General features: G+C 61.5%; 13 protein-coding genes. 1 reads left to right on the top strand and 12 read right to left on the bottom strand.

Going from position 1 to position 14,918, the window contains the following annotated elements; all coding sequences use genetic code 11:
• Positions 1-40: 40 nt before the first annotated feature.
• A complete protein-coding gene (locus AB870_RS10080) occupies positions 41-475 on the bottom strand; it encodes an NfeD family protein (protein WP_047907889.1) in 435 nt (144 codons plus the stop codon).
• Positions 476-631: 156 nt separating this feature from the next.
• Positions 632-3,022: a phosphoenolpyruvate synthase gene (gene ppsA, locus AB870_RS10075; protein ID WP_047907888.1), complete on the bottom strand. Its 2,391-nt coding sequence runs from the start codon at positions 3,020-3,022 to the stop codon at positions 632-634.
• Positions 3,023-3,297: 275 nt separating this feature from the next.
• Between ppsA and ppsR the strand changes: the two genes are divergently transcribed.
• A complete protein-coding gene (gene ppsR, locus AB870_RS10070; protein WP_084664119.1) occupies positions 3,298-4,188 on the top strand; it encodes a posphoenolpyruvate synthetase regulatory kinase/phosphorylase PpsR in 891 nt (296 codons plus the stop codon).
• 103 nt (positions 4,189-4,291) lie between these two features.
• On the opposite strand, the gene AB870_RS10065 is transcribed toward ppsR, so the two are convergent.
• The 10 genes from AB870_RS10065 to ispC all read right to left on the bottom strand — a co-directional run bounded on the left by AB870_RS10065 (position 4,292) and on the right by ispC (position 14,917).
• Positions 4,292-5,071 (bottom strand): TrmH family RNA methyltransferase, encoded by a 780-nt coding sequence (locus AB870_RS10065; protein WP_047907887.1) that lies wholly within the window; start codon positions 5,069-5,071, stop codon positions 4,292-4,294.
• Positions 5,068-5,703, bottom strand: a complete 636-nt coding sequence (gene rnhB, locus AB870_RS10060) for a ribonuclease HII (protein WP_047909046.1) — start codon at positions 5,701-5,703, stop codon at positions 5,068-5,070. Before rnhB ends, AB870_RS10065 begins: the two co-directional genes overlap by 4 nt.
• An 80-nt stretch (positions 5,704-5,783) precedes the next feature.
• Positions 5,784-6,959 carry a lipid-A-disaccharide synthase gene (lpxB, locus tag AB870_RS10055; protein WP_047907886.1) on the bottom strand — a complete coding sequence of 392 codons (1,176 nt, stop codon included), beginning with the start codon at positions 6,957-6,959 and terminating at the stop codon, positions 5,784-5,786.
• A gap of 3 nt (positions 6,960-6,962) precedes the next feature.
• Positions 6,963-7,754 (bottom strand): acyl-ACP--UDP-N-acetylglucosamine O-acyltransferase, encoded by a 792-nt coding sequence (lpxA, locus tag AB870_RS10050; protein WP_047907885.1) that lies wholly within the window; start codon positions 7,752-7,754, stop codon positions 6,963-6,965.
• 17 nt (positions 7,755-7,771) lie between these two features.
• Positions 7,772-8,230 carry a 3-hydroxyacyl-ACP dehydratase FabZ gene (gene fabZ, locus AB870_RS10045; protein ID WP_047907884.1) on the bottom strand — a complete coding sequence of 153 codons (459 nt, stop codon included), beginning with the start codon at positions 8,228-8,230 and terminating at the stop codon, positions 7,772-7,774.
• Positions 8,227-9,306, bottom strand: a complete 1,080-nt coding sequence (gene lpxD / locus AB870_RS10040; protein WP_047907883.1) for a UDP-3-O-(3-hydroxymyristoyl)glucosamine N-acyltransferase — start codon at positions 9,304-9,306, stop codon at positions 8,227-8,229. The genes fabZ and lpxD overlap by 4 nt, the downstream gene beginning before the upstream one ends.
• Before the next feature lie 14 nt (positions 9,307-9,320).
• Positions 9,321-9,854, bottom strand: coding sequence for an OmpH/Skp family outer membrane protein (locus AB870_RS10035; protein ID WP_418303986.1), 534 nt, complete (start codon positions 9,852-9,854; stop codon positions 9,321-9,323).
• Positions 9,855-9,906: 52 nt separating this feature from the next.
• The gene (gene bamA / locus AB870_RS10030) at positions 9,907-12,210 is read right to left on the bottom strand and encodes an outer membrane protein assembly factor BamA (RefSeq protein ID WP_084663512.1); all 2,304 of its coding nucleotides are present in this window, start codon (positions 12,208-12,210) and stop codon (positions 9,907-9,909) included.
• A 73-nt stretch (positions 12,211-12,283) separates the two neighbouring features.
• Positions 12,284-13,675: an RIP metalloprotease RseP gene (gene rseP, locus AB870_RS10025; RefSeq protein WP_047907881.1), complete on the bottom strand. Its 1,392-nt coding sequence runs from the start codon at positions 13,673-13,675 to the stop codon at positions 12,284-12,286.
• A 42-nt stretch (positions 13,676-13,717) separates the two neighbouring features.
• Positions 13,718-14,917 carry a 1-deoxy-D-xylulose-5-phosphate reductoisomerase gene (gene ispC, locus AB870_RS10020; RefSeq protein WP_047907880.1) on the bottom strand — a complete coding sequence of 400 codons (1,200 nt, stop codon included), beginning with the start codon at positions 14,915-14,917 and terminating at the stop codon, positions 13,718-13,720.
• Between the last annotated feature and the right edge of the window lies 1 nt (position 14,918).

The following is a 14,918-nucleotide window of genomic DNA, read 5'->3' as shown; positions in this document are numbered from 1 at the left end:
GTCGACGCAGCCGCTGCCTCATTGGTACCGGTGCGTTCCGTCAAGCTGGCACGTGAGCGACATACAAACGGCTGCCACGTACCTCTCGGATAACGAACCATCCGGCATCCAGCAACTCGCCCGGCAGAAGCTCGACATCCCATTCGGCGCCGCGATACATGGCGCGCGCCTGGCCACCCGGCTGCCAGGCATCCACCCGCAGACGCTGACCGATGTCGAGATTGGTATTGGGATCGGCCGACACGTCGATCTTGATACGCCGCCGACCGAACCGGCTGCGTCGCAACAACCACACGGCCAAGCCTGCGACAATCGCCGCACTCACCCATTGCAGCGGCCAGTCCGCTCGCAGCAGCGCGGCAATACCGCCAGCCGCCACGCCCAACGCCACCATCAGGAGATAGAACGTCCCGCTGGCCAGCTCCAGCACCACGATCAATCCGGCCACGCCGAACCAAAGCCAAGCCTGTTCCATCGCAACTCCCAGACACAAAAAAACCCCGGTGTGATACCGGGGTTTATAGCATGAAACCCGCCGATCGGCGCACGCACTCCAAGGATGCGCGCCGCCTTTCGGGTGCGTCCGAGATGCCACTCGGACGCGTCCTATTTCAGGCGTTTCTCGTGACGCTTACTTCGCCACTTTGGCGAGCTGTTGCCACGTCTCCACCACGGTGTCCGGGTTCAGGGACATCGACACGATACCTTCCTTCACCAGCCACTCGGCCAGATCCGGATGGTCCGACGGGCCCTGACCGCAGATACCGACGTACTTGCCCTTGGACAAGCAAGCCTTGATGGCGCGGCTCAGCATGAATTGCACGGCCGGGTCGCGTTCGTCGAAGTCCTTCGCCAGCAGTTCCATGCCCGAATCGCGATCCAGACCCAGCGTGAGCTGTGTCAGGTCGTTCGAGCCGATGGAGAAGCCGTCGAAGTACTCAAGGAACTCGTCGGCGAGAATGGCGTTCGACGGCACTTCGCACATCATGATCAGCTTGAGGCCGTTTTCGCCTCGCTTCAGACCATATTCGGCCAGCATGTTGACCACGCGCTCCGCCTGACCCAGCGTACGCACGAACGGCACCATGATCTCGACGTTCGTCAGGCCCATCTCGTCACGAACGCGCTTGAGCGCACGGCATTCCATTTCGAACGCTTCAGCGAAGTCTTCCGAGATATAACGCGACGCACCACGGAAACCCAGCATCGGGTTTTCTTCGTCCGGCTCATAACGCGAACCGCCGATGAGCTTCTTGTACTCGTTGGACTTGAAGTCCGACAAGCGCACGATCACGGCCTTCGGATAGAAAGCCGCGGCGATCGTTGCCACGCCCTCGGCCAGCTTGTCGACGTAGAACGCACGCGGCGACGCATGACCGCGAGCCACCGACTCCACCGCTTTCTTCAGATCGGCGTCGATGTTCGGGTACTCAAGGATCGCGCGCGGGTGCACGCCGATGTTGTTGTTGATAATGAATTCCAGACGCGCCAGACCCACACCGTCGTTCGGCAACTGTGCGAAATCGAAGGCCAGTTGCGGGTTGCCGACGTTCATCGTGATCTTCACCGGGATCTTCGGCATTTCACCACGCTGGATCTCGGTCACTTCGGTCTCGAGCAGGCCGTCGTAGATCTTCCCTTCATCGCCTTCGGCGCACGACACGGTCACGAGGGCACCGTCCTTGAGGACGTCGGTGGCATCGCCGCACCCGACCACAGCCGGCACGCCCAGTTCACGCGCAATGATGGCCGCGTGACAGGTACGGCCGCCACGGTTCGTGACGATGGCCGAAGCGCGCTTCATCACCGGCTCCCAGTTCGGATCGGTCATGTCCGCCACCAGCACGTCGCCCGGTTGCACGCGTTCCATCTCGCTCGGGTCCATGATCACACGCACGGGGCCTGCGCCGATCTTCTGTCCGATTGCGCGGCCCGTGGCCAGCACCGGGGCGTCACCCTTGAGCTTGAAGCGCTGCTCGGCCTTTCCCGCCGATTGGCTCTTCACGGTTTCCGGACGGGCCTGAAGGATGTAAATCTTTCCATCCTTGCCGTCCTTGCCCCACTCGATGTCCATCGGACGGCCATAGTGCTTCTCGATGATCAGCGCGAACCTGGCCAGTTCGGCGCAATCGTCGTCGGTAATCGAATAGCGGTTGCGCAGTTCCATCGGCACGTCGATGGTCTTCACGCGGCCCGGTTCGCCCGGCTGCGTGAATTCCATCTTGACCAGCTTCGAGCCCAGCGTACGGCGAATGATCGGATACTTGCCGGCGTTGAGCGTCGGCTTGAAGACATAGAATTCGTCCGGGTTCACGGCGCCTTGCACGACCGTCTCACCCAGGCCATAGCTTGCGGTGATGAAGACGACATCCTGGAAGCCCGACTCGGTGTCGATCGTGAACATCACACCCGACGCGCCGCAGTCCGAGCGCACCATACGCTGCACGCCGGCCGACAGCGCCACTTCGGCGTGCGTGAAACCTTTGTGGACGCGGTACGAGATGGCGCGGTCGTTGTAAAGCGACGCAAACACGTGCTTCATACGATCGAGCACGTCGTCGATACCGACGACGTTCAGGTAGCTTTCCTGCTGGCCGGCGAACGAGGCATCCGGCAAGTCTTCGGCCGTGGCCGACGAACGCACGGCGAACGAGGCGTCCGGTTGATCGGCGGCGATGCGGGCGAACTGCTCGCGGATATCCTTTTCGAGCTGCGGTTGCAGCGGTGCGTCGACGATCCATTGGCGGATCTCGGCGCCGGCTTCCGCAAGCGCCTTGACGTTGTCCACGTCGAGACCATCGAGGCGCTTGGCAATGCGCTCGGTCAGATTGTTGTGCTGGAGGAACTCGCGGAATGCGAAAGACGTGGTGGCGAAGCCGCCCGGCACGCGAACCCCTGCGTTGGCCAGTTGGCTGATCATCTCGCCGAGCGATGCATTCTTGCCGCCGACCGACTCGACGTCGGTCATGCGCAGATGCTCAAACGGCACCACGTAGGCGCCGTCGTGTGCTGCGTTAGTCATAAAAGCCCCTAAGGTAAGAAAAAAAATTCTCGGAGGATCGGCTGGGACTGACATGGGCCGACCCACCTGTTGGATAAGAAATCGCGCTTTGCTCACGCCTGAGCATCGTCGAGTACCGGGGCCAGCGCCCGACGACCTGCGCCGAACCATCGCCGTTTCCCGAAACTCCCCGCCGCACGGGCCTGACCGGGAGTGGCACGCGATGGTCGCGCAATTGCTTATCCAACAAGTTGCCGCTATTCTACCGTGCAATGCACCATTTTGCGATTCTGCGCATGAGCGAAGCCACCACTCCCGGAAATCCCCCTGCACCCGCTGCCGACGCACCCGCAGCGGCACCCAAACCGGTCGCCGCACGGCCGGTCTTCATCGTGTCCGACGGCACGGGGATCACGGCGGAGACGTTCGCGCATTCGATCCTGGCGCAATTCGAGATGCGTTTCCGTCAGATTCGCGTCCCGTTCGTGGATTCCGTCGATAAAGCCTATGAAACCGCGCAACGGATCAATGAAATGTATCGGGCCGATGGCGTTCGCCCAATCATCTTCAGCACGCTTGTGGACGCGCGCGCCAACGAGATCCTCCGCAATTGCCAGGGCGTGATTCTCGACATGTTCCAGACGTTCATCGAACCGCTCGAACTGGAACTTGGCCTCAAGTCGATGCACGCCATCGGCCGGGTGCATCAGAACGCCGACAGCGAAGCGTACAAGAACCGCATCGAAGCGGTGAACTTTTCGCTCGCGCACGACGACGGACAGTCCAACAAGAACCTGCAAAGCGCCGATGTGATCCTCGTGGGCGTGTCGCGCAGCGGCAAGACACCGACAACGCTTTATCTCGCAATGCAGTACGGCGTGAAGGCGGCCAATTACCCGCTGATTCCCGACGACTTCGAGCGTGAGAGACTGCCTTCCACGCTCGATCAGTACAAGGACAAGATTTTCGGTCTTTCCATCGACCCGCAACGCCTATCGGAGATCCGCAACGAACGTCGCCCGGGGAGCAAGTACGCATCGCTGGAGAATTGCCGCTACGAAGTCAACGAAGCGGAAGCGATGATGCGTCGTGAAGGAATCAAATGGCTGTCGTCGACGCACAAGTCGATCGAGGAAATCGCCACGACGATCTTGCAGGAAATCAAGCTGGAACGAGACGTTTATTGACGATTGCGGGCAACCCATCATGTCAATGCGAGCGTTGCAAAACGGGACGCCATGAGCGTCCCTTTTTCCGTCTGAGCGGCGTTCACGTGCCCGCCGCGCGCCATTACGGCAATCGCTGACGCACCGCCTCGAACAGGCAGATAGCCGCACATGCCGCGACGTTCAGCGACTCCATGCCGCCAGGCTGAGGAATCCGTACGGGCGTTTGCACACGATCGAGCCAGTGCGGGGAAACACCCGCTCCCTCGTTACCGAAGACCCACGCTACCGGCTCGCGCAGATCCCGCTCGTAAAGCGACGTGCTCGCCTGCAAACTGGTAGCCAGCAATGGCACCGCAAGGCGCGGCGCGAGGGAATCGGGCGTGCAATGCTCAACGATGTTCAGCGAGAAATGCGCCCCCATCCCGGCGCGCAGCACCTTGCTCGACCAAGCAAGTGCGGTTCCCGACATGCAGTACACATCGCGCACCCCCGCCGCCGCTGCGCTACGCAGGATGGAGCCCACGTTACCCGCGTCCTGCACCGCGTCGAGAATGACGCAGTCGGTAGTCTGCGATGCTGGCAGATGACCGGACGGCATCTCCACGACGAACAGAAGCGGCACGCCATTGACGAGCGTCGACAGCGGCTCGAACAGCGCCTGCGGCAAACATACGCGGCGGTCGGCCTCGACACCCGCCCAGATGTGCGCCACCTCGTCGTTTTCCAACGCCGGCTCCGCGGCCACGCAAACGAGCGGCTGCCCAAGAGAGCCAAGATAAGCGTCAGCCAGATGCACGCCTTCGAGCAGCGTCTGCCCCAGCTTGCGACGCTGCTGATTCGACTGCGCCAGTTGCTTCAGGCGCTTGTAGAACGGATTGTCTTTGGAACTGATGAGTTTCATGACGAACGGACCACGCGCGACACCGTAAGCGTGCCGAAAATTTCAAACGCCTCGCGCACCGGCGCAAACGACTGGCGATGGTGCGGGCTCGGTCCGTGAGCGCGCAGCGCTTCAAGGTGCTTCGGTGTCCCGTAGCCGACATGCTCGTTGAACCCGTACTGCGGAAACTCATCGTGCAATGCCGTGAGTTGCCGGTCGCGCGTGACCTTGGCGAGAATCGACGCGGCCGAAATCGCCGGAACCTTGTCGTCCCCCTTGACGATGGCTTCGGCACGCATCGGCAATACTGGGCAACGATTGCCGTCGATGAGCGCGAGTGACGGCACCCGCGACAGGCCGTTGACGGCGCGCTGCATGGCCAGCATGGTCGCGTGCAGGATATTCAGTGAATCGATCTCGGCAACGCTCGCCTCGGCGATGCAAAATGCCAACGATCGTTCGACGATTTCCTCATAGAGCGCTTCACGACGAAGCGCCGTGAGTTTCTTCGAATCGGCAAGCCCCTTGATCGGGCGCGACGGGTCGAGAATCACGGCCGCGGTGACGACCGGGCCGGCCAACGGACCACGCCCCACTTCGTCCACCCCGCAGGTCAGGTCGGCGGCGACGTCGGCAAACAGGTCAAACGCCATTTGCGCAGACGCGGCTTTTACGCTCGCGCGTTCGCGCGACGTCACGTGGCGCACCGTCCGACGCACTTTCACGTCTTCGCTCATATGCGCCCCTTCTCCCGCAGCACGCGCTCGATCACTTCGGCCGAACGTGCGGCAGTATTCTGCCGAAGTTGTTCGTGGATCTTCGTAAAACGCGCTTGCAGCGACTCCCGCAGCGCCGGATCGGTCAGTTGCTGCCACACGGCGTCCGCCAGCGCTTCCGGCGTCGCGAAATGTTGCAGAAGCTCCGGCACGACAAACTCGCCGCACAGAATGTTGGGCAACCCAACATAGGGCAGATACCCCTGTCGCTTCATGATCTGCGCAGTGAGCCAGGGCACCTTGTAGGAAATCACCATCGGCTTCTTGTACAGCGCGGCTTCGAGCGTTGCCGTCCCACTCGCAAGGAGTACGCTGTCAGCGGCCTCCAACGCGAGCGGCGCACGGCCATCGATCACCGTGAGACGAAGATCGCCGTGTGCGTCGAAAACCGGTTGCATCAACGCACGCAGACGCGGCGTCGCCGCGGGTAACACGAACTGCACCGAGGGATCGCGCTTCGCGAGCAAGCGCATCGCGGCGAAGAACACGGGCGTCAGGCGCTGCACTTCGGACGTACGGCTACCGGGAAGAATCGCCACGACCGGGCCGTCGCCCGTCAACCCCAACGTCGTACGCGCGCCCGCGACATCCGGCACCATTGGAATCTTGTCGGCCATGGGATGACCGACGAACGTCGCGTCGATGCCCGCGCGGTGATAGATCTCCGGCTCGAACGGGAACAGGCACAGCATGTGATCGACGGCGCGCTTGATTTTCTTGATACGCCCGCCCCGCCACGCCCAAATGGACGGACTCACGAAGTGAATCGTCGGAACACCCGCCTCGCGCAATTTGATTTCGAGATCGAAATTGAAATCGGGGGCATCGAAACCCACGAACGCCAGCGGCTTCTCGGCGAGCCAACGCTCGCGAAGCTGCTTGCGGATCGAGAGAATTTCGCGCAGATGCTTGATGACTTCGACGTAGCCCATGACGGAGAGCTTGTCGATCGGCCAATAGGCGCCGAAGCCCTCTTCCGCCATATGTGGACCACCGACACCCGCGTATGCGATGTCGGCCGGAAGACTTCGTTTGAGGCCGGCAAGCACGTTGCCGGCAATGAGATCGCCCGACAGCTCCCCGGCCACCATCGCCAGGGTTCGCTGGCCGGCGCCGGGAAGGGTCGGCGACATAGGTCAGCGCACGATACCGCGCGTGCTTGCGTTGAGGAAATCGAGCAGTGCGCGCACCGCTTCGAAGACGTCTGGCGCACCGGCATTGCCAAAGGCTTCAATCTGCACCTTGGCCTCGTCGAGCGTCAACCCACTCTTGTAAAGCAGCTTGTACGCGTGACGCAATGCGGTAATGGCGTCGGCGCTAAAACCGCGTCGGCGCAGGCCTTCGACGTTGATACCGTACGGCACCGCGCGGTCGCCCGATGCGATCACGAACGACGGCACGTCCTGCACGAGTACCGAAGCACCACCCACCATCGCGTGGGCCCCGATACGCACGAACTGGTGCACACCGGTCATGCCGCCGATAATCGCCCAGTCGTCGACATGGACGTGCCCCGCCAACTGCGCGTTGCTCGAGAACACCGTATGGTTTGCCACATGGCAATCATGCGCAATGTGCACGTAAGCCATGATCCAGTTATCGTTACCGACACTCGTCAGTCCGCCGTCCTGCACCGTGCCGGTGTGGATGGTCGTGAACTCACGGATCGTATTGCGGTCGCCGATCACGAGCCTGGTCGGCTCGCCTGCGTACTTCATGTCCTGCGGGCTACCGCCAATCGACGCGAATGGGCCGATCTTGTTGCCCTCGCCCAGCGTCGTATGACCGTCGACGACCGTATGCGCAAGAATTTGCGAACCCGCGCCGATCGTTACGTTCGGGCCGACGATCGCATAAGGGCCAACGACGACGTCGCCGGCCAGTTGCGCCTTCGGATCGACGATAGCAGTGGGATGAATGTTGGTCATGAGCGTCTCGGTTCCGATTATTCGCCGTTCTTCTTGACCATGCAAACGAACTCGGCTTCGGCAGCCAGTTTGCCGTCGACCGTCGCCACACCGTTGAACTTGAAGAAGCCCCGCTTGTGGCTGATGAAGTCGACCGAGAGAATGAGTTGATCGCCCGGCTCGACCGGACGCTTGAATCGAACCTTATCGATGCCGACGAAATAGTACAGCGTGTTTTCGTCGTGAACCGGCTCGTCCGAGAACGTGAGCAGCGCGGCGGCCTGAGCCAGCGCTTCGACGATCAGCACGCCCGGCATCACCGGACGCTGCGGGTAATGGCCGGTGAAGTACGGCTCATTGATCGTGACGTTCTTGATAACCTTGATGTTCTTGTGCGGCTCCAGGTCGATCACGCGGTCCACCATCAGCATCGGATAGCGATGCGGCAGCAGCTTCATGATCTTGTGGATGTCGATATTGATAGTGGTCTCGCTCATTTGTCTTGCAGGTCCTTGACCTTCGCTTCGAGTTGTCGCACGCGGTCGCGCATCTTGTCCAGATTGCGCATGATGGCCGCGTTTTTGTTCCATTCAGCGTTCGGAATCGCAGGAAACGCGCTGGTATACGTGCCCGGGCCGGGAATCGACTTCGACACGCCCGACTTGGCCGTCACGATAACTTTGTCCCCGAGCGTCACGTGTCCGGCAATACCGACATTGCCCCCCAACATACAGAATTTTCCGATCGTGCTGCTGCCGGCGATGCCCGTGCATGCGGCGATCACCGTGAATGCGCCAACACGCACGTTGTGAGCGATCTGTACTTGATTGTCGATCTTGCAGCCGCGCTCGATCACCGTGTCGGCCATGGCGCCACGGTCGATCGACGTCGACGCGCCGATTTCGACATCGTCTTCGATCACTGCCCGGCCGACCTGCGGAATCTTCACCCATTCGCCGCCTGTGGCGGAGAAATCGGGGGCGAAGCCGAAACCGTCGGAACCGATCACCGCACCGGCGTGAATCACACAGCGCGCACCGATGACTGTCGTGTGATACAGCGTCGCATTCGGATAGATGAGCACATCGTCACCCAGCGTCGTGCCGCGCCCGATGAACACGTTTGCCATCAAACGCACGCGCTCGCCCAGACGCACGCCAGCTTCGATCACGACGTTGGGCCCGATCACGCACGACGCCGGCACCACAGCCGTGGGGTCGACCGAAGCACTCGGATGAACGCCTGGGGCCGGCACCGGCGCGGCGGCCTGCGCGAACATCTGCGCGACGCGCGCGAAGTAGGCGTACGGATTCGGAGCAACGATCCACGCCCGGCCTTCATGCGAAGGCAGCTTGTCGAAATCGGCTTTGGAAAGAATGACCGCAGCAGCCTTGGAATTCGGCACTTCTGCGAGATAAAGCGGATTGGACAGGAAAGCGAGGTGGCTTGCTCCCGCCCGATCGAGCGGGGCGAGGCCCTCGACGGCGACGTTACCGTCGCCCACCAGGTCGCCGCCGAAGCGTGCGACCAACTGAGCGAGGGTAACGGTTACTGCGGACGACGATCCCGACATGGATGGCGCGCCCGTCACTTGCCGCTGGCGCCGCCCGAACTCGCGTTCAGGGTCTTGAGCACCTTGTCCGTGATGTCGATACGCGGACTCACGTAGACCGCTTCCTGGACGATCAGATCGTACTTGTCCGCCTCGGCAATTTGCTTGATGACGCGATTGGCACGATCGAGCACCGCTGCGAGTTCTTCGTTACGACGCTGGTTCAGGTCTTCACGAAACTCCCGCTGTTTGCGCTGAAATTCGGTGTCGGCCGCGGCTAGATCGCGCTGGCGCTTGGCGCGCTCGGCGTCGCTCAACGTCGGATTGTCCTTGTCGAGCTTGTCCGACATCGCCTTGAGACGTTGGGCCATATCCTGCAAAGCCTTGTCCCGCGCGGAGAACTCGGCTTCGAGTTTGGCCTGCGCAGCCTTGGCCGGTGTGGAATCGCGCAGAATGCGATCCGAATTGACAGCGGCGATGCGCGCATCCTGAGCCGACGCAGCGAAAGCTGCACCAGCCAGCAACGCCGCGGCGACGCCGCGAAGGCAATGCTTACGGATACCGTTCAATGTATTACCCCTTACAACGATAAAACGTTCGGAACCGGTCGAAGCGCCGTCGTTAGAACGACGTACCGACCTGGAACTGGAATTTCTGGTACTGATCGCCCGTCTTCTTGACGAGCGGGAAGCCCATCGAGAGCTTGAGCGGGCCAATCGGCGAAATCCACGACAGGCCGAAACCGTAAGAATAGCGCAGGTTATTGAAGGTAATCGCCTGGCCGTTATCGAACACGTTACCGCCGTCGAGGAACGTGAAGATACGGAGCGTGCGGTCATAACCCGTACCCGGCAACGGGAACGTGAGTTCCACGTTACCGATCAGCTTCGACGCACCGCCCAGCGGTTCGCCGTTGGTGTCCTTGGGCCCCAGCGAGCTCGGCTCGTAGCCCCGCACCGAACCGATACCGCCGGCGAAGTAGTTCTTGAAGATCGGGAACGGCTGACCGCCCATGCCGTGACCGTAACCGACTTCGCCATTCAGGGCCAGCGTAAAGCCGCGGCTCACCGGATAGTAGTACTGGTGCTGGTAGTAGGCACGGAAGTACTTGGTCGTTCCGATCGGCGTGCCGATTTCCAGGTTGGCCTGCTGATAGTGACCGCGGTTCGGAATGAGCGCGCTGTCACGCGAGTCGCGAGACCAGCCCACCGTCAGCGGATAGTTGTTGCTGACGTAGCCGAACTGGTTCGCGTAGTCGATGTAGCGCTGCGGCGTCGTACCGTCGCTCGTGAGGTGCAGACGCGTCTGCTCGAAGCCCAGACCGAAGAAGACCGTATCCACTTCCGAGAACGGCACACCGAACTTCAGGTTGCCACCGAGCGTGTTGATACGGAAATCGGAATCGCTCGTGAGCAGCAGCGGCTGATATGTGCGGTAGTAGATGTCGGTAATACGGCTGACACCATCGACCGTGAAGTAGGGATCGACCTGCGTGACAGCCAGGGTACGGTACGTTTTACCGGTGTTGACGTTCACCGATAGCGACGTTCCCGAACCGAACACGTTGTCCTGACTGATACCGGCTTGCAACACCACCTTGTCGGTCGACGAGAAGCCCGCACCCACGTTGATGGTGCCCGTCGGTTTTTCTTCCACCTTCACCTGGAGGTCGACCTGATCGTTCGAACCGGCCACCGGCTCGGTCGTCACGTTGACGTCGGTAAAGTAACCCAGACGGTTGATACGGTCCTGCGACAGCTTGAGGCGATCGGCGTCGTACCACGAGCTTTCGAGCTGACGCAGTTCGCGGCGAATCACTTCGTCACGCGTACGCGAGTTGCCTACGATGTTGATCTTGCGAACGTACACGCGACGACCCGGATCGATCGTCAGCGTCAACGCGACCGTGTGATTGTTGCGGTCGATCGTCGGCTGCGCATTCACGCTTGCGAACGCGAAACCGTAGTTACCCAGCAAATCCGAAATGGCCTTCGTGCTCGCTTGCAGCTTGGCTGCCGAGAACGTGTCGCCCGCCTTGAGCTGCACGAGTTTCTGGATGTCGTCCTGTTTGCCGAGCATCTCGCCCGACAACTTTACGTCCGACACCTTGTACGGCTCGCCTTCGTGCAGGTTGATCGTCAGGAACATCTCGTCCTTGTCCGGCGTGATCGAAACGTCGGTGGAGTCGATGTTGAATTCCAGATAGCCGCGGTTCAGATAGAAGGAGCGCAGCTTTTCCAGGTCACCCGTCAGTTTGTCCTTGGAATACAGGTCGTTCTTGGAGTACCACGACAGCCAGTTCGGCGTGCCCAGTTCCATTTCGGACATCAGGTCCGACGACGAAAAGGCCTTGTTGCCGACGAAGTTGATCTGCTGAATGGTGGCCTTCGGGCCTTCCGTCACGGAAAACTGAATACCCACGCGATTGCGTTCGAGCGGCGTGACCGTCGTCTTGACCTCGGCAGCGTAGTAACCGCGCGTAAGGTATTGACGTTTGAGTTCCTGCTCCGACTTGTCGAGCAGGTTCCGGTCGAAGCTGCGGCCTTCGGTCAGGCCGACCGAGCGCAATGCCTTCTTGAGACCATCCTTGTCGAATTCCTTGATGCCGAGGAAGTCGATGGAAGCGATGGCGGGACGCTCGTTGACGTGCACCACCAGCACGCTGCCTTGCGCTTCAACGCTCACGTCCGAGAACAGGCCCGTGGCATAAAGGGCACGAATTGCTTCGGTGCCCTTATCATCGTTGAACTTGTCACCCGGTTTCACCGGCAGGTACGAGAACACGGTTCCGGGTTCGATGCGCTGCAAGCCCTCCACTCGGATATCCTTGACCACGAACGGCTCGACGGCGCGTGCCAGGAAACTGTGTGCCGCCAGAACCGCAATCACCAGGGTCTTCGGAACAAGGTGGTATTTATTCGACAACTTGCTTCCCCAAGAAACAATTGAATCGTAAAAACTCGGATTTGCCTGCGACCGGCAGGCACGTGACGCTGTCCTAGTGCAGCAACTTCGACAGGTCGTTGAAAAGTGCTACGGCAGAGAGCGCAAGGATGCAAACGATGCCCACTCGTTGCAGCGCGCCCTGCCACCGCTCGGAAACTGCCCGACCGGTAATCGCTTCGACCGCATAATATAACAGATAGCCACCGTCCAGAACCGGAATCGGCAACAGATTCAATACGCCGAGGCTAATGCTGACAAGCGCCAGAAAGGCGATGAAATAGTCCAGCCCCAGCCGCGCAGAACGTCCTGCGTAATCTGCAATCGTGACCGGCCCGCTCAGATTCTTGAGCGATGCCTGGCCCGCGATCATCTTCCCAAACATCCGCACGCTGAACGTCGTGACTTCCCACGTACGCTGCGCCCCTCGACCGATGGCCTCGAACAAACCGTAACGAACCGTCACGGAATCGACCTGGCTCGCCAGTGCCGCACCGATCTTGCCGACGCGCACGCCCCCGTCCACTGCCGGATCGATTTCGACCGCAGGTGTCAACGTGACGCTGCGCACACTGCCCTCCCTGCGCACGGTCAAGGTCATCGGCTTCGCCGGGTGGGCGCGCACCGCGTCCACGAATCCCTTGGCGGACGTCACCGGACTGCCGTCGACCGCGGTAATTTCGTCGCCGACGCGCAGTCCCGCGAGTCCTGCCGCCCCGCCCGCCATGATCTGCCCCACTTTGACTCGCGCCGATGGCACCAGACCCAGACGTTGCATGAAGTCTTGTTCGCCATCGGCATCGAAGTGCTGCCCGGCCGCATCCAGCGTGTATTCGGCACGACCGTCCCGTGTGCGCGCCACCAGCGTCACGCGCTGTCCCTCGATCATCGGGTCGACGAGGCGCCAGCGCAGATCCTCCCACGAACGAACGGCCGTCTCGTCTGCGTTCGCCTCGTCGGGATTCCTCCCGTTTTTCCGGACGCCGGTAATAAGTTCGCCGCCCGACAACCCCGCCCGTGCCGCCAGCGTTCCGGGAGCGGGCGGCGCAATGCGGGCAACCGGTTCGGTGACGCCGGCAAGATTCAGACTCGCGTACAGCGCAATGGCAAGAAGGAAGTTGGCGACGGGGCCGGCCGCCACGATAGCGAACCGTTTGTAGACGGACTTCTGGTTGAATGCGCGCGCCCTGTCCTCGGGCGCCACGATCTGCGTCTCATCGCGCTCGTCGAGCATGCGGACGTAACCGCCGAGCGGCAGTGCGCAGATCGTCCATTCCGTGCGGTCCCGGCCCATCGTCCACTTGAGCAGCGGCGCACCGAACCCCACGGAAAACCGGAGCACCTTCACGCCGCACAGGCGCGCGACCGTATAGTGGCCCAACTCATGGAACACCACCAGCACGCCAATGGCGATGGCGAACGCAAGCAACGTGGTCAACAGATTCATGAGCGGACAGACCCCGGGGACGTTACGACATGATCAGCGGCGTCAGGAACGCGCTGGCGCGGGCAGCTTGGCCACGATGGCCGTCGCCAGTTCACGCGCATGACGGTCGGCGTCGAGCACAACGTCGAGCGATGTGGCTTCGCCCACCGGCACGGCATCGAGCACCTGCTCGACGACCTGCGCAATGGCCGTGAAACGAATACGTCCGTCAAGGAACGCCGCCACGGCAATTTCGTTGGACGCGTTGAGCAATGCGCCGGCGGTGCCGCCTCGATGCAGCGAATCGAATGCAAGACGCAGGCACGGGAAGCGACGCAGATCCGGGGCTTCGAACGTCAGCTTGCCGATATCGGCGAGGTTCAGCCCGGCAATCCCCGACGTCACCCGATCCGGGAACGCGAGCGCGTGCGCGATCGGCGTGCGCATATCGGGATTGCCGAGCTGCGCCAGCGTGGAACCGTCCGTATAGGTGACCATCGAATGGATCACGCTTTGCGGGTGGATCAACACCTCGATCTTCTCCGGCGGCATATTGAACAGCCAATGGGCCTCGATCACTTCGAGCCCCTTGTTCATCATGCTGGCCGAATCCACCGAAATCTTGCGCCCCATCACCCAGTTGGGATGCGCGCATGCTTCGTCCGGCGTCACGTTTTCAAGCGATGCCAGTTCGCGTTCGCGAAACGGCCCCCCCGAAGCGGTCAGCACCAATTTCTCCACGCCACGCGTGGAAATGCGGTTCTCACCGGCCACCTGGGGCAAGCACTGAAAAATGGCGTTGTGTTCGCTATCGAGCGGCAGCAGCGTGGCACCGGCACGCTCGGCGGTCGCCATGAACAGCGCGCCGGAGAGCACCAGGGATTCCTTGTTCGCAAGCAAAATGCGCTTGCCCGCGCGCGCGGCCGCCAGCGTCGACTGCAGACCAGCGGCACCCACGATCGCCGCGACGACCATCGTTGGCTCGGCTGCCTCGGCGATGTCGATCAGCGCTTGCGGGCCGTATGCCACATCGACCTTCAGCCCCGCCTCCACCAGACGCGCCGACAACACGGCAGCGCCCTCGGCATCGGCCACGACAGCCACTTGCGGGCGATGAGCGACGCACTGCTCGAAGAGACGATCGAGATTGCGGTGCGCCGACAGCGCATAGACCGAGAAGCGGTCGGGATGGCGCCCCACGACATCGAGCGTGCTAACGCCGATGGAGCCAGTGGAGCCGAGAATGGAGAGACGTTGCGACATG

The organism is Pandoraea faecigallinarum, from assembly GCF_001029105.3.
GTDB classification, from domain to species: Bacteria; Pseudomonadota; Gammaproteobacteria; order Burkholderiales; family Burkholderiaceae; genus Pandoraea; species Pandoraea faecigallinarum.
The sequence above is the reverse complement of the archived record's forward strand: the minus strand, read 5'-3'. Positions and strand labels throughout refer to the sequence as shown.

Bases quoted from the DNA above. Each gene is read 5' to 3' on its own strand.
- AB870_RS10080 (WP_047907889.1), bottom strand. From the start codon at position 475: ATGGAACAGGCTTGGCTTTGGTTCGGCGTGGCCGGATTGATCGTGGTG.
- ppsA (WP_047907888.1), bottom strand. From the start codon at position 3,022: ATGACTAACGCAGCACACGACGGCGCCTACGTGGTGCCGTTTGAGCAT.
- ppsR (WP_084664119.1), top strand. From the start codon at position 3,298: ATGAGCGAAGCCACCACTCCCGGAAATCCCCCTGCACCCGCTGCCGAC.
- AB870_RS10065 (WP_047907887.1), bottom strand. From the start codon at position 5,071: ATGAAACTCATCAGTTCCAAAGACAATCCGTTCTACAAGCGCCTGAAG.
- rnhB (WP_047909046.1), bottom strand. From the start codon at position 5,703: ATGGCGTTTGACCTGTTTGCCGACGTCGCCGCCGACCTGACCTGCGGG.
- lpxB (WP_047907886.1), bottom strand. From the start codon at position 6,959: ATGTCGCCGACCCTTCCCGGCGCCGGCCAGCGAACCCTGGCGATGGTG.
- lpxA (WP_047907885.1), bottom strand. From the start codon at position 7,754: ATGACCAACATTCATCCCACTGCTATCGTCGATCCGAAGGCGCAACTG.
- fabZ (WP_047907884.1), bottom strand. From the start codon at position 8,230: ATGAGCGAGACCACTATCAATATCGACATCCACAAGATCATGAAGCTG.
- lpxD (WP_047907883.1), bottom strand. From the start codon at position 9,306: ATGTCGGGATCGTCGTCCGCAGTAACCGTTACCCTCGCTCAGTTGGTC.
- rseP (WP_047907881.1), bottom strand. From the start codon at position 13,675: ATGAATCTGTTGACCACGTTGCTTGCGTTCGCCATCGCCATTGGCGTG.
- ispC (WP_047907880.1), bottom strand. From the start codon at position 14,917: ATGTCGCAACGTCTCTCCATTCTCGGCTCCACTGGCTCCATCGGCGTT.